The following is a 17807-nucleotide window of genomic DNA, read 5'->3' as shown; positions in this document are numbered from 1 at the left end:
AGCAGAAGTTGTGGTAGTTTGAAGAAAATAGATGGATAGGAGAGGGAACATGAACGCATGGATCAAGGGGAGAAATGCGGCGCTTATGTGTATGTGTATGGCGTCCATCTTTTTATTTTCCTGCAGCAATGCGGCTGATCGCGGCGTCGAGGAAGTGCTGGCGGCGCCAAACGAACTGGCGGGGCAAACAATCGAGCATCCACCGCTGCCGAGTCCGATCGATAAGATGGTGATAGCGTCAGCCTCTGCCAAACAAGCGGCGCCGAACCCGAACGAAGTGCGCATCACCATCAGCGCGGCGGGCGATGTGACGCTCGGGCGCGATGGAAATTATGGCTATGCGTATTCGTTTGATGAAGAAGCGAAGAAGCACGGCTTGCGCTATTTTACGAAATACATTGAGCCGATCTTCAAAAAGGACGATTTTACGACCGTCAATTTGGAAACGACGCTGACGACCTCGACGCGGAAGGCAAGCAAGACATTTCGTTTTCGCGGCCACCCGAGTTATGCGAAAATCTTAACTTATGGCGGCATTGATGCGGTGAATCTGGCCAATAATCATACATACGATTACTTGCAAAAAGGGTATCAAGATACGATCGCCAGTCTGAAAAAAGAAAAGGTCGGTTATTTCGGCCGGACGCTTCGGCTGTTGAAAACGGTCAAGGGCATTCAAATTGGAGCGCTTGGTTATGAAGGCTGGAGCAGTACAAGTGCACTGCGCAAACAAATTGCTGGTGACATCCGCGCCTTGCGGAACCAAGGAGCCGATCTCGTCCTCGTTCATTTTCATTGGGGAGTGGAACGAAGCTATGTGCCAAACAGCACGCAAAAGGCGCTCGGCCGCTTTGCGATTGACAGCGGCGCCGATTTGGTCGTCGGTCATCATCCGCATGTCATTCAAGGGATTGAGGAGTATAAAGGAAAGTTCATCGTCTACAGCCTCGGCAATTTTATGTTCGGCGGAAACAAAAATCCGAGCGACAAAGATACGTTTGTCTTCCAGCAAGTGTTCTCTTTTCAAAACGGGAAGCGGACGGCCAAAAAAGAAATCCGCGTCATCCCATTTCGCATTTCATCGGTGACGACAAGAAACAATTATCAGCCGATGCCGTTAGCGGGAGGGGAAGCAGCCCGAGTGAAACGGAAAATTGTCTCGCTGTCGGCGAAAATCAAAAAGCCGACTTGGACCGCGTACGAAGTGAAGTAAAAAAGGATGGCCCTTGTTTCGGCCATCCTTTCGCTTTTTGCAAGGTTAAGAGCGATCATTGATTAAGTTGGCGACGAGCACGTACCGCTGCGGAGCAGGGCCGACGTAGCGGAACGGATAGCACGTGGAAACGGTGAGTGTCGCTTTCGGCTTTGGAACGATGACCGTCCGGTCGTCGGCGTCGACGATGCGCACTTTGCGCACTTTATAGGTGAATGTGCCGGCGGACGTACGGACGATCAAGATATCGCCTTGGCCGACTTCGCCAAGACGGCGGAAGACCGTGTCGCGATGGCCAGAAAGCACGCAGTTGTCCGCCTCTCCTGGCAGGACACTGCCGGCGTAATGGCCGACCCCTTTTTCCAACTCGTTTTCATCTGTACCGTGGTAAATCGCTAGGCTCATGTTGAGCTTCGGGATGATGAGTTCGCCGATTTGTTCGCCGATTTTGGGCTGTTTTGGGTAGAGTGAACTTTGGATTTGCATCGGCGCAGCGCCTGTTTGTCTCTCTATTTCAACAGACAGCGGTTTGACCGCCTCGAGGCCGTTTTTCCACTTCAAGCCGCTAACGGCGGCTACGGCGATTCCTGCTGCGATCAAGCTTGCTCCAAAAAAGCGCACGAGCCGTTTCCGGTTCATTTATTTCGCCTCGGCTCCTTGGCGGAAGCGGACAAGAAATGCGCCGGCACCGATTAAGGTCAAACCAAAAAGCATATAAGCGGCATACGGGGATGCCGTCTTCGGCAGTTTCGCTCCGGCTTCGGTCCGCTTCAGCGGTTTCGGCGGCGCCGATTTCACCACTTTTTCGATTTTCGCTGCCTGGCCGCTCTGTTGCAAGTCTTCGCCGATTTCATCGAATATGTCGGAGGCAAACATCTCTTCGGTCACGACAAAATCAGCCAGCAGCTCGCCTTCGGTGCTGTAAATTTCAACAAGCAAATCGTAGCCGTTCGCTGATTCCATTGTCAGCAGCGTCGACAGGCTGAGCGGCTTTTTCTCGCCACCGTTTGTCAAATAAAACTTCGCTTCCAGCTGAAATGTGGAAAGCAGGTCGGTCCATACATTGGCGATCTCAGCGATTTGCGTTGGCGATAACTCCGTAACGCTTGTAAAATCGTACGCACCGATCGCCTCAAGCCGTTGACCGATTTCTTCCATTTTCTCGGCGAATTGTGGATCTTCCATATTAAGCGATTCAAAATGGTGATAGAGCTTTTCCAACTCTGCGTCCGTCAAACCAAGCTCGTCTAAATCCGGAAGCAAGTAGTCGATGACGGCCTCCGACAGTTCCTCGACTGTCGCATAATTGTCAAGCGAATCGCCGTTTTTAGACAGCAGTTTTTCCAATTGCGTTTTCGTCATGCCAATTTCTTGTAAAAATTTGTTTAATGTTTCTTCGGTCAACGGCGTCAAATTTCGATAATAATCGACGATATCTTTCAGCTCGCCGATCGAGTGGTAATCGGCCAACGATTCGCCATGCCGATCAAGAAGGGCGATGAGCTCTTCCTTTGTCATTCCGCGTTCGTTTAGAAAGGCGGCCAACGTTTCATCCGTGATCGGAACGGAGTAATCTTTAAACAGTTCGATATATTCTTCCAGATCATTGTAAAATAAAAACACATCAGTAATGGCCTGTGACTCTTCCATTTCTCCATTGTCGATGAGCATTTGTCGAAGCTGTTGTTCGGTCAATCCGTGTTTGGCGAGCAACTGAGCTAAATTTTCTTCCGTGAGCGGCTCGCCGAACTCACGGCGCATTTCGTCCACGCTGTCAAACTCATCGAGCGAATAGCCTTCATAGTCCAAATAATTTTCCAGCTCTTCGACTGTGATCCCTGCTTCATTTAAATACTGCTCTAAAGCTGGATCGTTGCGTTCAATGGCGAACGCTGAAGCTGGCCATACAGTGGCTATGGATGCGGCCAAGGCAAAAGGAACGATGTTTTTCATGTCGTGACCTCCGTTTGTTTGTATATACGAATTCAGTATATAGGGACATGAAAGGGACGAAAATAGTGAAATATATGGAAATTTTTATATAGAACACCCTCCCTGTTTACATCTAATGTTTTCCACGTATGACTTTTTAGAGGCAACGTATGCTAACCGTTGAACGGGAGCTGTCGAGCAAAAGGAGGTGGAGGTACAATGGATCGCTTATTCCGTCTGTTCCGCGTTCAGCGCGGCCGCGGGTTGTGGAATCCATGGTTGGGGGGTGTTAGACGGCGAAGAAACCATAACGCCATTTGGACGCTCGTCAGTGTAAGCTTAGGAGCGGTGGCAGCCGCGATGTTGGGGGCGAGACAAGGGGGACGCATGGCGCCGATGACGCAAGGACCGATGCGAAACGTGATTCGCGGCCTCAACCGCTGGATGAGCCGGCGGATGGGAACGATGCAGCCTGCTGCGGCGGAGTTTGCCGAAGAAATGACTCCAGAGCGTCCGGGCAATCAGCAGGACAAATAACGGTTTTTTGCGTGTCCCACAAGCCGGCGGTATTGCGCTCGCCGGCTTTTTCTATGTCGCCTGGTTTGATGGTTCGTGCATATGGGCGACACGAACGCTGCAGTGAATGGACAAAATCATGGTGAAAAGGGGATTCAATAGTGCCAGCAGATGACGGAAAGAAACGGGTTGTGATGTTGGTGAACCGATTCATTGATGTATCCTGCTTCGGAGATCAATATAAAAGAATGGGTGTTATCACTTCTTGAAAGTGGAAACGACGGAATGAAACGTGGCGAGTTGGCGTAAGGGAGTGTACGGCAAAAACAAATGTGGGGAAACGAGTCAGACAGTGGAGCAACGTTGCTCTACTGTTTCAAGGCTTTTGAGGAAACCCGATGGGATGTAACGCGTCCCGTCGTTTTTTCTTGATCAAGACGACCGTTTCTGTTCCATATAATTCAAAAGCCATGAGCCACCTCGGGTCGAATGAAAGGGTACAATAAAGATTATAAATTTTCATTTTTTTCAGTCTAATGATTGACAACACGTTTGAATTTCCGTATTATTATGTTAAACTGACGATATTAAATAAAACATAATAATAAGAGGTGTCTAGCCGATGCCGGTACGCGGGGAGGTGCGCTGCGCGTTTTGCGGCTCAACGAACGTAGCGCCGCTATCGATGTTTGGGACCGCTCAGCTCGTTTCGCAATACTATTGCCATCAATGCAAAAGCGTGTTTGAGCGGGTGAGATGGAGAGACGATGCCAAGGAGGAAGGGGAAGCCACTGATGAGGATCAAGCAACATTATCCACTGTTTATTAACGGCCAGTATGTCGAGAGCAGCAACGGAGAAGTGTTTGAAACGGTCAATCCGGCGACAGAAGAAGTGATTGCGACCGTCGCCAAAGCGACGAAAGAAGATGTAGACCATGCCGTCGAGGCGGCGCGCACGGCGTTTGAATCGGGGAAATGGCCCAAAATGACGGGGGCGAAGCGGGCGCGCCTGTTGAATCAAATTGCCAACTTGATGAGAGAGCGATTCGATGACTTGGTGTATGCGGAAGTGCTAAACAGCGGTAAAACGGTTGATGCGGCCAAAGGACAAATTATGCAAGCGATTGAGGATTTTGAATTTTATGCGGCCGCGGCAATTACGTTACAAGGCGATGTCAACCAAGTGCCAAATGGCTTTTTCAACTACACGGTCAAAGAGCCAGTCGGTGTATGCGGTCAAATCATCCCGTGGAACTATCCGTTGATGATGGCGGCTTGGAAGCTCGCCCCAGCATTGGCGGCCGGATGCACGGTCGTGTTAAAGCCGGCAAGCTATACGCCGATCACCGCTTATATGTTGGCGGAAATTTGCCAAGAGGCCGGGGTTCCGGACGGCGTCGTCAATGTCATTGCTGGAAGCGGTTCCGAAATCGGCCCGTATATGACCGAACATCCTGGAATTGACAAAGTCGCCTTCACCGGGGAGACGGAAACGGGCAAGGATATTATGCGGCGCGCTTCGGAGACGTTGAAGCGGGTGACGCTGGAGCTTGGCGGGAAATCACCGAACATCGTGTTTGATGATTGCGATATCGAAGCGGCGGTCAACGGCTCGCTTTACGGCATTTTTTACAACACGGGGCAGTCGTGCGAAGCGCGTTCGCGGCTGTTTGTGCATGAAACCATTTACGATGAGTTTATGGAGAAATTGATTGAAAAAGCGTCCCGCATCCGCGTCGGCAACCCGTTTGAAAGAGGGGTGCATATGGGCGCGGTCATTTCGCGAAGCCATCAGCAAGTGATCGACAGCTATGTGAAGCTGGCGGTTGAGGAAGGCGGCGAAATTTTATACGGCGGGAAAATCCCGGAAGGTGAGGAGTTTGCAAAAGGCTATTGGTACATGCCGACAATTATCGGCAATGTAAGAAATGACATGCGGGTGGCGCAGGAAGAAATTTTCGGCCCGGTTGTCGTCGTCATGAAGTTTCACGATGAAGAAGAGGTCATCGAGCTGGCAAACGACACGATTTTTGGATTAGGATCAGCCGTTTGGACGAAAGACCACGGAAAAGCCCATCGCGTTGCCGCGCGCATCCGCGCTGGAATTGTCATGATCAACTCGCCGATTTCCGCTTTCCCAGGCACGCCGTTTGGTGGATACAAGCAGTCGGGATTTGGCCGCGAGCTGGCTCTTGAGACGTTGAACTTGTATACCGAGACCAAAAGCGTTGTTTCTTATATCGGCGCTAAACCGTTGAACCTATTTGGCATTTGATCACGCCGCCAGAGGTGTTGGACATTGGGCTGGTGAACCGGTTGTTTCTGCAGGCGGGAACGAGAGAGCGGACGCGGGAGTATGCACGCAAGCTCGCGAGTAAGCGTGACGTATACGGTCTCCAAACATCAACCTGGCGATCATGAACAGGAAAGAAATGCCGCTGAATGTGGCGATTCGCTACGAACAGGAGGCGCGAAACTTGCTGTTCCGCTCCGAAGACGCGAAAGAAGGGATGAGCGCCTTTTTGGAAAAACGCCAACCGAATTGGAAAGGAGTTCAATGATTCAGAGTGCATATCGGCCGTTTCGGCCGATATGTTTTTATGAAAACATAAATTTAGCGCTTGAAAGGGAAGGTGATTTCGTACCATAATAAAAGAAAAATTCAAAAAAAAGACAAGGTGTGAACAGCAGTGAAGCCGAGAGCGCTCATGTTTACGTTATTTGGGGAATATATTCAACATTATGGGAACGAAGTATGGATCGGAAGCTTGATCCAAATGATGTCCCACTTCGGCATTTCCGAGTCGTCCATCCGCGGAGCGGCGCTAAGGATGGTGCAACAGGGATTTTTTGAAGTGCGGAAAATCGGCAACAACAGCTATTATTCGTTGACGCCGAAAGGGAAACGGACGATGATGGACGGGTTCAACCGCGTCTATTCGCAGCGGAACTACAAGTGGGACGGCCAATGGCGGGTGTTGACGTACTCCGTTCCCGAAGAAAAACGGGAGCTGCGCAGCCAAATCCGCAAAGAATTAAGCTTGATGGGGTTTGGCCTCATCTCCCACGGGACGTGGGCGAGTCCGAATCCGATCGAACCGCAAGTGATGGAATGGGTTAAAGACTATCATTTGGAGCCGTACGTCATTTTGTTTACGGCGAGCTCCATCGTGTCGCACAACAACGAGCAAATCATCGAGCGCGGCTGGGATTTCCCGTACATCGCCAAGGAGTATGACCGGTTTATTGAAACGTACGAACGAAAGTACGAAGAGTTCCAACATCGGGCTTGGAACAATGAACTGACCGACCGCGAATGCTTCATTGAACGGACGAAGCTCGTGCATGAGTATCGGAGCTTTTTCTTTATCGATCCAGGATTCCCGAACGACTTGTTGCCTGATGATTGGAGCGGAACGAGAGCGCGGGAGCTGTTTTTCAATGTCCACCAGTTGCTCGCCATTCCGGCCATCCGTTATTTTGAAACATTGTTTGAGGCCGCACCGGATCGTGAGGTGACATTTAACCGCGATAAGGCGATTAATCCATTTATGGAAATGATTTAGGCGTCCAAAAAATAGGTTTTCGGATGTCGGCGCTTAGCATGTCCACTTAAGGGAGCGCGTGAACGGGGAAGAAAAAGATCAGGGGGAGGGGAAAAGGATGGCGCAGATTGAAATAGAAATGGTGGGAGATGGAATTTACCGTGTTCCGATCCCGGTTCCGTTTCCCATGAAGTATGTCTATTGTTACGTAGGTCGGGAAACGGATGGATGGAGCATCGTCGACGTCGGCTTTCGCGATCCTGAGGCGATTCGCGCCTGGGAAGCAGTGTTTCGGCAACTTGGAATCAAACCGCGGCACGTTCGCGCCATTTACATCACTCACTTTCATCCGGACCATTTTGGCTTGGCCGGGTGGATGCAACAGCAGACGGAGGCGCCTGTCTGGATCAGCGAGCCGGATTATGCGATGGCGGAACGAGTGTGGGGGGAAGAGAGCGTCCAGGCGTGCGAAGTGGGTGCCATGTTTCGCCGTCATGGCGTGCCGGATGAGTTGGTAACGGACATTGAGGAGAGCATGTGGAAGCTGTCGTTGCGCGTCAGCCCGTTTCCGGTGCTAACCGTTTTGGATCGTTCGGAAATTGTGCTGGGGCAGCGGCGATGGGCGGTCATCCCGGTCCCGGGGCACAGCGATGGATTGATCAGCTTTTATCAGCCGGAATCGCGCCAGTTGCTTGCATCGGACCATGTGCTTGATCGCATCACTCCGAACATTAGTGTATGGCCGGGCGCCCATCCGAACCCGCTCGAGCAATATTTTGCCTCGCTTCGCAAAGTGGAGGAACTGGAGGTGGATGTGGCTCTGCCTGCCCATGGCGCGGTCATTCGCCAATTTCGCGAGCGGATCGGTGATCTTTTCCGCCACCACGAACAACGGTTGCAAAAAATGAAAGCGCTAGCAGGAGCGGGGCGCACCGCCTATGAAGTCGCCCATTGTGTGTTCGGCCATAAGCCGTTGACGGCGCACCAATGGCGGTTTGCGGTGGCCGAGACGCTGGCGCATTTGGAATATTTGGTGTCTGTCGGCGAATTGCAAAAAGAGGAGCATCGACATACGATCATGTATCGACAATGACCGATGTCCAGCTGTTAGACAGCTGGCTTTTTTTTGCCTAGTTGTGCAACTAGTGAATCCATGAAAATTACACGAACGGAAAACAAATGTTGTATACTCTGAAAAACGACCGAATGGAACAAAGAGACAGAATAGACGGTTGATCAGCAGAAAAAAGGATTCCCAACTAAAAATAATTTTCCGATTTTTCTTATTTTTATGTTGACAACACTATTTACGCTGTATTAACATTATGCATATAATACGATAGTTAAAAAAACGTAATAAGGAGGGTGAGAATATGGATCAAGCAACGCTGCTAAAGGAAAAAGTTCAAAATGGATTTATCGTCGAAGGCATTGACGATATGAATGAAGAGTATTTAAACGCGTTGAAACAGACGCTGACGATCGTCGGCGACACCGAGTTGCTGAGCGTCCCGCCGCTGCTTACGGTGTACGATCAAGCGCCGACGTTAAACAGCAAAATCACAGCGCTGGCCATTATGCAGGATGAAATCGGCCATGCCCACATCGCCTATCGGCTGTTGAAAGATTTGGGCGAAGACGTCGATCAATTGCTCTATGAACGAGAGCCGCACTGCTGGAAAAATCCGTATGCTTTCGACTTCGAACTCTCAAACTGGATTGAACTTGGCGTCTTTAACGCCTTTTTCGATCGCGCGGGCTACACCCTTCTTGGCGATGCGTTCGAGCATACATCGTACGGGCCATGGAAGCGGGCGCTCGTCAAAGTGGACAAAGAGGAGCTGTTTCATCTTCGCAACGGCGAGATCATTATGAGAACAGCGATGCAGGATCCGAATTTGCGCGAAGAAGTGCAAAAAGCGGTTGACTGGATGTTTTTAATGGCGCTCGAGTTTTTCGGGGTCGAGGATCGGTTGAAAAGCCGCTCAGCGCAGCTGGAGTACCGCTTAAAAGGGCGGACGAATGACGAACTGCGGCAAAAATGGCTGTCAACGGCCGTTCCATTCTGCGAATCGATCGGCGTAAAAGTCCCAGCCCATTACGATGAGGAGCAACAAAAATACGTGCTCGATGTGCCGTTCCCGTGCAAGTTTGACCCGGTGAACAAAAAATGGCTGTTTGACCAGCCGGATACATGGGACAACGTCATCAAGCGATTTAAACATCGGGGCCCGAAAAATAAAGAGTTCGTGGAACGGATTCAACGCGGGGCGAAGGAACTCGAACAACTGCGAAAGGAAGCGGTGTGATGGACAAACGGAACACCGAAACGGAAAAGTATTGGCAAGCGCTGAAAGAAGTGATGGATCCGGAATTTCCGATCAGCGTCGTCGATATGGGGCTCATTTACCGCATTGAAAAAATGGATGACGAGCTCCATGTGACCATGACGTATACAGCGGTATCATGCGCTTGCATGGAGTGGATCGAGCAAGACATCCGCGATCGACTGCTCAAGGAAGAAGAGATTCGCGACGTGCATATTCACGTCGTTTGGGATCCACCGTGGACGGTCGACAGGATCAGTCCGGAAGGGCGCGAGAAATTGAAATATTGGGGGGTGAGCTCTACATGACAGCGGTCCAACAACGAAAAACGTTTGACATTTTCGCACGGGTGAAACGGGGCGACCAACTGTCCCACATCGGCACGGTGGAGGCGGAAAACGAGGAGTTGGCGAAAGTGTATGCTTCTTACACGTACGATGAGGAAGATTGGGCGGAAATGGTCGTTGTCGACCGCAGCGAGCTCATTTGGGTGAGAAAACCGAAGTGGCTATTTGCCTAAAAGGGGAGGAGGCGCAATGGAACAAAGGCAGTCTGCTGTGCATTCGCTGATTGAGTTGCTCGAAACGATCGCTGACAATAAATACGTTCTTGGCGACCGCCTCGTTGAGGTCGGGGTCAGCGGTCCGAATTTGGAAGCCACGCTGGCATCGATCGCGATGGCGCAAGGAGAGCTGGGACATGCGCGTTTGTTATACAACTGGTGTTTTGATTTGCGCGGTTTGAAAGGAAGAAAGCCGGAAATATACAGACAAACCGGAAAAGCGCTGGCCAGCGCCGTCAACGTGCATAACTGGATCACGCTCATCGCTGCACTATACGCAACAAACACCGCCATTGACGCTGTTTTGCAATCCGCACTTGATGCCAACCATCCTGCCATTGTATCGCGAATCCAGAAGTTGATCCGAGAACAACAAGATCATCTTGTATACGCCAAACATTGGGCTCAACAGCTCGTTCATGACCGCGGCGCTGTTCCGCATCGTTTCCGCGAAGCGTTGAACGCTGCAGCGAACGAGACGGCGGCTTGGTTAAAAAAGGTTGAAAGCAAGGAAGAGCTGCAGCAGGAAGGGTACTTGCCGAACGGAGTCAAACTCGTTGAACGGCTGCAGCAGGAATTGAAAACGGTTGCGGCTGAACCTTTCGTTCAGTTGAAATAACAACGGCACACAAGGAGGTGAGGAACAGACGGTATTCTTTCTCTCTCTTGAAGCGCAAGGGAAATGAACTTTTCAAAGCAATGTCTATCCGTCGTTGTCTGCGTGAAACAATCAAATCATTTTTGAAGGAAGGGGAATGAACAATGACAGCTGTAGAAACGAAAAAACAATATTTAACGGTTGTCAAAGAGGATGGGATTGCCGAGATTCACTTGCACATTAACAAATCGAACTCGTATGATTTGGAATTTTACAAAGAATTCAATGCAGCGATCGATGACATCCGCTTTGACCCAGACATCAAAGTCGTCATCGTCATGAGTGATGTGCCGAAGTTTTTCTCGGCCGGAGCGGATATCAACTTTTTGCGGTCGGCTGACCCGCGCTTTAAAACGCAATTTTGCCTGTTCTGCAATGAGACGCTCGACAAAATCGCGCGTTCGCCGCAAGTGTACATCGCCTGCTTAGAAGGGCATACGGTTGGCGGCGGGTTGGAGATGGCATTGGCGTGTGACTTGCGGTTTATGGGCGATGAAGCCGGAAAAATCGGGCTACCGGAAGTATCGCTTGGCGTATTGGCCGGAACGGGCGGGACGCAGCGGCTGGCACGGCTCATCGGTTATTCGCGGGCGCTCGATATGAACATTACGGGCGAAACGATCACGCCGCAGGAGGCATTGGAGATTGGGCTGGTCAACCGGGTGTTCCCGCAGGCGGAAACGAGAGAGCGGACGCGGGAGTATGCACGCAAGCTCGCGAATAGCGCGACGTACGCGGTCTCGAACATCAAGCTGGCGATCATGAATGGGAAAGAAATGCCGCTCAATGTGGCGATCCGCTATGAAGGGGAGCTGCAAAACTTGCTGTTCCGCTCCGAAGACGCGAAAGAAGGGCTGAGCGCCTTTTTGGAAAAACGCCAACCGAATTGGAAAGGCATTTAATGTGTGGTTAGCGGAGCCCTTATGAAGGGGCAGGTTCATCCTTTCGAGGGCTTCGCTGCCCAGTTGTTTGGCACGCCGATTTACCGGGCAGTTCAATTTCATGAGGAATGGGATGGTGAACGATGGAATTGCGCGGGTTCGGAAGGCTGTACAATGCGGCAGGGGTGTTTATTGACCATAACGTTCAGGGCGGATTGGGCGAGAAGACAGCCATTTATTATCGCGATGAGCAAATTTCTTACCGGGAATTGCAGGAAAAGGTGAACCAAACCGGCAATATGCTGAGGAGGCTTGGCTACCGGATAGAGGATCGGCTGGTGATGATCTGCCACGATACTCCCGAGTTTATCTATACGTTTTTTGGCGCCATCAAAATTGGAGCAGTGCCGATTCCAGTCAATACGATGATGCAGCCGTCAGATTACGAATATTTTTTAAACAACAGCCGTGCAAAAGGGTTGGTCATTCATGAAGACTTATGGGAGCGCCTTCAGTTGATTCGCGAGCGGTTCGCCTTTTTGCAAGATGTCATCGTCATTCATGAAAACGCTAACAGTTCCGTCGAGGGCACACTTTCCTTTCATCGGTTGCTCGCCTGCGCGGATCGGGAGCTGGCAGCGGCGCCGACGAACAAGGATGATGCGGCGTTTTGGCTGTTCAGTTCAGGAAGCACTGGGGATCCGAAAGGAATCATCCATTTGCAGCACGATATGGAATATGCGTTAAACACATACGCCAGACAAGTGCTGGAAATCAACGAAAATGACCGCTGTCTGTCGGCGTCGAAACTGTATTTTGCGTATGGCCTTGGCGGCGGAATGTATTTTCCGTTAGGCGTCGGCGCCTCGACCGTGCTTGTAAAAGAGCGGCCTGCGCCGGAGGTGATGTTTCAGGCGATTGAAACGTACAAGCCGACGATTTTTTTCGGCGTGCCGACGTTGTACGGCGCCATGATTGATTATGTCGAAAAAACGGGCCGGCGCTTTGATGTTAGCTCATTGCGTGTTTGCGTATCTGCTGGCGAAGCGTTGCCGCCATCGTTTTATTATAAATGGAAACAGCTGTTTGGGGTCGACATTTTAGACGGCATCGGTTCGACGGAAGCGTTGCACATTTTCATTTCCAACCGCATTGGCGACGTCAAACCGGGCAGCTCCGGAAAAGAAGTCCCGGGCTACGAAGTAAAAATCATTGATGGACAAGGGAATGAACTGCCCCCAAATGAAGTAGGCGACTTGATCATTCGCGGCGACTCGATCGCCCATGGATATTGGAACCTTCACGAGCAAAACAAGCAAAAATTCGTTGGGGAATGGCTGTATATCGGCGATAAATATTACCGCGACGAAGAAGGGTATTACTGGTATTGCGGGCGCTCCGATGACATGTTGAAGGTCGGCGGCATTTGGGTCTCCCCGATAGAGGTGGAAAACTGTCTGCTGCGGCATGACGACGTGTTGGAAGCGGCCGTGGTAGGCATGGAAAATGAAAACGGGTTGGTGGTTCCGAAAGCGTTCGTCGTGTTGAAAGACGGCGTTCCTCGTTCAGCCGAGAAGGAAGAAGAGCTCAAGCAATTTGCAAAGCAACATCTGGCCCACTATAAATACCCGCGCATCATCGAATTGATCGACGAACTCCCGAAAACAGCCACTGGAAAAATTCAGCGATTTAAACTGCGGCAACTATTGAAACAACGATGAGCGAGGCGAAAGGAACGATCGGCTATGAAGCAAAACGAGTTTCAGCTGTGCGTCAACTTTGGCGATACCGATGCAGCCGGCATCGTCTATTATCCGAACTATTTTAAATGGTTCGATATTGCCGGACATCAGTTTTTCCGTAGCATCGGGCTGCCGCCGGCGAAATTGATGAAAGAACAGAATATCATTTTGCCGTTGCTGGATGTTGGCTGCACGTTTGAGCGTCCATTGTATTACGACGACATTATTACGATTCGGACAACGGTGGAGGAGGTCAACCGCAAAACGATTAAACTGCGCCATGAAGTGTTTCGCAAAGAGGTGCGGACCGGCCACGGTTTTGAGTTAAGAGGATGGGTGAAAGAGGAGAACGGGCGCATGTTTGCCGTGCCGATTCCCGACGATGTCCGGCAGTTGTTGGAGGAAGACGGAGTAGGGGCATGTGTCCATATGAATCCGTTGCTGAATGCCTAATGAATGGGAAAGGAATGGGAAAGCCAAGTTCGCCTTGCTGCGTCTTGGCTTGCTTTTTCTCTAAGCTGAGGAAGGGGGAAAGGGCTTATGATTCGAACAGCGAAGCGGACGGAGTTGATTGAAGTGGCGCAAGGGCGCCGTCCGGCCGATATCGTCATTCAGGGTGGAACGGTAGCCAACGTCTATTCGGGCGAATTTTTGCGTCAAAACGTCGCCATTTATCAAGATGCAATTGCCTATGTCGGGGAAAACGAAGTTGCGATCGATGAACATACGATCGTCATCGACGCAGAGGGGATGTATGTTTCACCCGGATTCATCGAGCCTCACGCTCACCCATGGGTGATTTACAATCCCGTCAGCATGACGGCCAAAGTGTTGCCCCTCGGCACGACGACGACGGTGAACGACGACTTGTTTTTTTATTTGCACTTTGGCGTCGATGGCTTTCGGCAGATGATCGAAGATTTGCGGGCGCTGCCGGGCAATTTCTTTTGGCTCGTCCGTTTGGTGTCGCAAGCTGATTTTTCAGGGGAGCGTGATTGGTTCGACCCGCAGGAAATTCGAAAGCTGCTCGAGATGGATGAAGTCGTCGGGACGGCGGAAGTGACAAGATGGCCGCTGTTGTATCAAGGTGATCCTTTTTTAATCGATACGATTGAAGCAGCGAAACGTGCGAGAAAAGTCGTTGATGGCCACACGGCCGGCTGTTCGTATGAGAAACTCAACAGCATTGCCGCAAGCGGCGTCAGCGCCTGCCATGAAGCTATCACGGCTGAAGAGGCGCTCCATCGGCTGCGGCTCGGCCTATGGACGACGCTTCGTCATAGCTCGCTCCGCCCGGATTTCCCGGAAATCATCCGCTTGATCACAGAGAAAAAGGTCAGCACGCACCGAATCACGATGACAACAGACGGTCCGCATCCGGGTTTTATCGAGCGAGAAGGGTTTGTGGACGGGTTGGTTCGGAAGGCCGTGGAGCTCGGTGTGCCGCCGATGACCGCCCTGCAAATGGCGACCATCAACGCAGCGACATATTTGCGGCTTGATGATGACATCGGCGGCCTTGCTCCCGGAAAACTGGCTGATGTTCTTCTGCTTCCAGATTTGGTCACGTTCAAGCCGTCGCTTGTCATTTCCAAAGGAAGCATCGTTGCCCGCGACGGCAAGCTGCTCGCGTCGCTGCCAGCCATCGACTGGAATCGGTATGTGTCGAAAAAGCCGTTTTTGTTTGCGAAAGAGCGGCTTGAGGACGAGCATCTATACCGCTATCCGCATCCAGGGCCAAACAAGCCGGTGCCGGTCGCTTATTTCAAAAGCAACGTCATTACCGAGCGAAAAGACGTCCACCTTCCGTCCGTCAACGGTTATGCCGACCTTTCCAGACATCCAGGGCTGTTGTACGCTTCGTTGATCGCTCGCAATGGCCAATGGGTTGCGCAAGCCATTTTGGAACGGTTTGCCGTGGACATCGACGGCATGGCGTCCACGTACAACACAACGACAGAACTGCTTGTCATCGGCCGGAATCCGAAAGCGATGGCGGCAGCGGCGAAAAAAGTGTATGAGATGGGTGGCGGGATTGTCGTCGTGGATGACGGCAAGACAGTGGTGGAAATTCCGCTGCCGTTTACCGGCATGATGACCACTGACCATTCGTTTGGCACGGCCGTCCGTTTCCATGACGAACTGCTTGCAGTCCTCCAGAAACGTGGATTTCCTTTTCATGATATTTTGTATACGCTCTTGTTTTTAACGTGCGACTTTTTGCCAGGTCTTCGCCTCATCCCGTACGGTTTGTATGATGTGAAGAAAGGAGAGGTCGTCTTGCCGGCTAAACGGTTAGAGGAAAAAGTGGCGAAATAGCTAAGGAGCTGGCCGATCGTTGTCCATCGGTTTTGGCGAAAATTTGTCGCTCCAATGGGGCGATCACGGTGTATAATGGGGAGGTGTAGGTATAGCAAAGGCGAGCACACCCCTTCATGACCAGATTGGGAGATGAAACCAATGTGGCAATCGATCAACCGCCGGCTTGAGAAGGTGTTGCCGTTGCTGACGCCGGCGAGCGTGGCGATCGGTTTATGGCTGTCTAAAGAGTTGCACGATTATGCCGAACTTGTGCCGTGGCTGTTTGCGTTTATGACGTTTAGCGGCAGTTTGCGGCTGCGGTTGGCTGATTTGAAAGAGGCGTTCGTCCACCCTGGTCCGATCGCGGCGGCGTTATGTTTGCTTCACCTCGTCATCCCGCTTTGGGCGTTTGGGCTTGGGCATTTGTTTTTCGGCCACAATCGGCTGACGGTGATCGGCTTTGTGCTGGCCGCGGCCATTCCGACTGGGGTGACGAGCTTCATCTGGGTGTCGCTCGGACGGGGGAACTTGGCGTTGGCGCTGTCCGTCATTTTGATTGATACGTTTTTGTCGCCGGCTGTTGTGCCGCTGACGTTGCTGCTGTTTGTGGGAAGCGCGGTTGAGATCGATGTTTGGCAGATGATGCTCGGGTTGTTTTTTATGATCATTTTGCCGTCGCTAGGCGGCATGTTCGTGAGCGAACGGCTGTCCAATCAGGTAAATGAACGGCTTGCCATGGTATTGTCGCCGTTTTCCAAATTGGCGCTTGTCCTTGTTGTCATGATCAATAGCGCGGTTGTCGCTCCGTATTTTGGTCATGCTGACGCCCGCTTGGTTTTCATGGCGTTTCTCGTCTTCGTAATTGCGGGCTCCGGTTATTTCCTTTCTTGGATGGCGGCCCGCTGGCTGAAATTTGCCCCGCCGGACATCATTGCGTTGACGTTTACCGGCGGCATGCGCAACATCAGCGCCGGCGCGGTGCTGGCGATCACTTACTTTCCGCCGCCGGTGAGCGTGCCGGTTGTGCTTGGCATGCTGTTTCAGCAAGTGCTCGCGTCGATGTACCATCGCCTGCTGGACAAAACGTATCATTTGTCGTCGGGCCGTCAGGCGTCGTTTGTCGAAAGCGCCCGGTAGGCGGACAGCGGCGTCCGGCGAGGGAGCGAGGGGCCAAAAAGACTGCTCATCCGAGACCGGACGGGCATGGGCAGCAAGCCAAAGAAAGGCGTTGCCGGCGGCATCAGTTCGCGGATGGGCGATGGATCTGCTGCGGTGGAGGGACAGGGCTGAGCCGGCCTAGCGGCTTGGCGCATGTTCCCGTTCCGGTGAACGGATGAGGTGGTGGCGAAGAGGAAGGTTGAGTTCGACAATTCCTTCCACGACGAGCCGGGCGATTTCCTTCGCCCCTCGCTGGTGAAAGTGGGTGTTGTCGCTGATGCCGTTCGGGTAATTGGGATGTTCGCCCGGTGCGAGCCATAAAAACCACCGTTTCGTCCGCTCCGGACCGAGCTGTTCAAACCGTTTTCTGCTTTTTGCCGTCAAATCGATGACGGGAACGTGCTCTCTCTCCAAGCGCCTTCATGGCCGCAGGATAAAGTCCATGCGAGTTGAGCGCTCGTCCGTCGGCAGAAAAGCGCCGCCGCTCGACCGGAGTGATGAGGACAGGGGTTGCTCCTTTCGTGCGGGCGCCGTCAATATACTGTTTCAAATATGCCTGGTAGGTGGTGAACGGCTCGGTGTGGCGCTCCGGGGCGTTCACCGTTTCATCGTTATGACCAAACTGGATGAACAAGTAATCCCCTTTTTTCATCTCATGCAACAGGCGGGCCAACCGCCCCTCCTCGACAAAACTTTTCGCGCTTCGGCCGGAAGCGGCCATATTTTTGACGATCACGTTGTCATCAAACCAAGCGCCGAGCATTTCACCCCATCCGGCGCGCGGGGCGCGGGAGCGGGGAGCGGCGGCAACGGTCGAATCGCCCGCCAAGTAGATCGTTATGACGGCCCGTCCGCCCGTTTTGGATGCTTTTCCGTCCGTGTCCGGTTGGGCGATGAGGGCAACGCCGGCGGCGATGACAGCCAAGCAAAGGAATGCGGCTTTTTTTCTTCTCAATCGGATTCCTCCTATC

Annotated in this window: 17 protein-coding genes and 2 pseudogenes; 16 read left to right on the top strand and 3 right to left on the bottom strand. The window is 51.9% G+C overall.

Annotated elements, in window-relative coordinates:
* Positions 1-49 precede the first annotated feature (49 nt).
* A complete protein-coding gene (locus A0V43_RS07675) occupies positions 50-1213 on the top strand; it encodes a CapA family protein (RefSeq protein ID WP_063192796.1) in 1164 nt (387 codons plus the stop codon).
* A 45-nt stretch (positions 1214-1258) separates the two neighbouring features.
* Here the strand turns inward: A0V43_RS07675 and A0V43_RS07670 are convergent, their stop codons facing one another.
* On the bottom strand, positions 1259-1852 hold the full coding sequence (locus tag A0V43_RS07670; protein WP_014196058.1) for a class D sortase: 594 nt from the start codon (positions 1850-1852) through the stop codon (positions 1259-1261).
* Complete coding sequence (locus A0V43_RS07665; RefSeq protein WP_063192795.1) at positions 1853-3166, bottom strand: processed acidic surface protein; 1314 nt, start codon at positions 3164-3166, stop codon at positions 1853-1855.
* A 198-nt stretch (positions 3167-3364) separates the two neighbouring features.
* Between A0V43_RS07665 and A0V43_RS07660 the strand changes: the two genes are divergently transcribed.
* From A0V43_RS07660 to A0V43_RS07600, 15 genes and pseudogenes are all read left to right on the top strand, one after another.
* Positions 3365-3682 (top strand): hypothetical protein, encoded by a 318-nt coding sequence (locus A0V43_RS07660; RefSeq protein WP_063192794.1) that lies wholly within the window; start codon positions 3365-3367, stop codon positions 3680-3682.
* Positions 3683-4283: 601 nt separating this feature from the next.
* Positions 4284-4490: a PaaD-like zinc ribbon domain-containing protein gene (locus A0V43_RS18855; protein ID WP_013145068.1), complete on the top strand. Its 207-nt coding sequence runs from the start codon at positions 4284-4286 to the stop codon at positions 4488-4490.
* Positions 4456-5937: an aldehyde dehydrogenase family protein gene (locus A0V43_RS07655; protein WP_442899714.1), complete on the top strand. Its 1482-nt coding sequence runs from the start codon at positions 4456-4458 to the stop codon at positions 5935-5937. Before A0V43_RS18855 ends, A0V43_RS07655 begins: the two co-directional genes overlap by 35 nt.
* A pseudogene (locus A0V43_RS21000) lies at positions 5937-6223 on the top strand (enoyl-CoA hydratase-related protein); the annotation flags it as partial. The gene A0V43_RS07655 and the pseudogene A0V43_RS21000, both read left to right, overlap by 1 nt.
* Positions 6224-6352: 129 nt before the next feature.
* Entirely contained in the window at positions 6353-7228 is an 876-nt protein-coding gene (locus A0V43_RS07650) for a PaaX family transcriptional regulator (protein WP_236930990.1), read from the top strand.
* A 97-nt stretch (positions 7229-7325) separates the two neighbouring features.
* Positions 7326-8300 carry an MBL fold metallo-hydrolase gene (locus tag A0V43_RS07645; RefSeq protein WP_063193833.1) on the top strand — a complete coding sequence of 325 codons (975 nt, stop codon included), beginning with the start codon at positions 7326-7328 and terminating at the stop codon, positions 8298-8300.
* A gap of 280 nt (positions 8301-8580) precedes the next feature.
* Positions 8581-9516, top strand: coding sequence for a Phenylacetic acid catabolic protein (locus A0V43_RS07640; RefSeq protein ID WP_063192792.1), 936 nt, complete (start codon positions 8581-8583; stop codon positions 9514-9516).
* The gene (locus A0V43_RS07635; RefSeq protein WP_063192791.1) at positions 9516-9842 is read left to right on the top strand and encodes a metal-sulfur cluster assembly factor; all 327 of its coding nucleotides are present in this window, start codon (positions 9516-9518) and stop codon (positions 9840-9842) included. The genes A0V43_RS07640 and A0V43_RS07635 overlap by 1 nt, the downstream gene beginning before the upstream one ends.
* Positions 9839-10054, top strand: coding sequence for a hypothetical protein (locus A0V43_RS07630; protein WP_013145071.1), 216 nt, complete (start codon positions 9839-9841; stop codon positions 10052-10054). Before A0V43_RS07635 ends, A0V43_RS07630 begins: the two co-directional genes overlap by 4 nt.
* A 16-nt stretch (positions 10055-10070) precedes the next feature.
* Positions 10071-10715, top strand: coding sequence for a Phenylacetic acid catabolic protein (locus tag A0V43_RS07625; RefSeq protein WP_069304315.1), 645 nt, complete (start codon positions 10071-10073; stop codon positions 10713-10715).
* A gap of 143 nt (positions 10716-10858) precedes the next feature.
* Positions 10859-11656 carry an enoyl-CoA hydratase/isomerase family protein gene (locus A0V43_RS07620; RefSeq protein WP_063192790.1) on the top strand — a complete coding sequence of 266 codons (798 nt, stop codon included), beginning with the start codon at positions 10859-10861 and terminating at the stop codon, positions 11654-11656.
* A gap of 122 nt (positions 11657-11778) precedes the next feature.
* Positions 11779-13356, top strand: a complete 1578-nt coding sequence (locus A0V43_RS07615; protein WP_063192789.1) for a benzoate-CoA ligase family protein — start codon at positions 11779-11781, stop codon at positions 13354-13356.
* Between the two features lie 24 nt (positions 13357-13380).
* On the top strand, positions 13381-13830 hold the full coding sequence (locus A0V43_RS07610) for an acyl-CoA thioesterase (RefSeq protein WP_063192788.1): 450 nt from the start codon (positions 13381-13383) through the stop codon (positions 13828-13830).
* A gap of 87 nt (positions 13831-13917) precedes the next feature.
* Positions 13918-15696 carry an adenine deaminase C-terminal domain-containing protein gene (locus A0V43_RS07605; RefSeq protein ID WP_063192787.1) on the top strand — a complete coding sequence of 593 codons (1779 nt, stop codon included), beginning with the start codon at positions 13918-13920 and terminating at the stop codon, positions 15694-15696.
* Positions 15697-15837: 141 nt separating this feature from the next.
* Positions 15838-16815 carry a bile acid:sodium symporter family protein gene (locus A0V43_RS07600; protein WP_063192786.1) on the top strand — a complete coding sequence of 326 codons (978 nt, stop codon included), beginning with the start codon at positions 15838-15840 and terminating at the stop codon, positions 16813-16815.
* Between the two features lie 159 nt (positions 16816-16974).
* On the opposite strand, the pseudogene A0V43_RS07595 reads toward A0V43_RS07600, so the two are convergent.
* Positions 16975-17731 (bottom strand): annotated as a pseudogene (locus A0V43_RS07595) (rhamnogalacturonan acetylesterase).
* Positions 17732-17807: the final 76 nt, after the last annotated feature.

The sequence above is a fragment of the Geobacillus sp. JS12 genome (assembly GCF_001592395.1).
GTDB lineage: Bacteria > Bacillota > Bacilli > Bacillales > Anoxybacillaceae > Geobacillus > Geobacillus zalihae.
The sequence above is the reverse complement of the archived record's forward strand: the minus strand, read 5'-3'. Positions and strand labels throughout refer to the sequence as shown.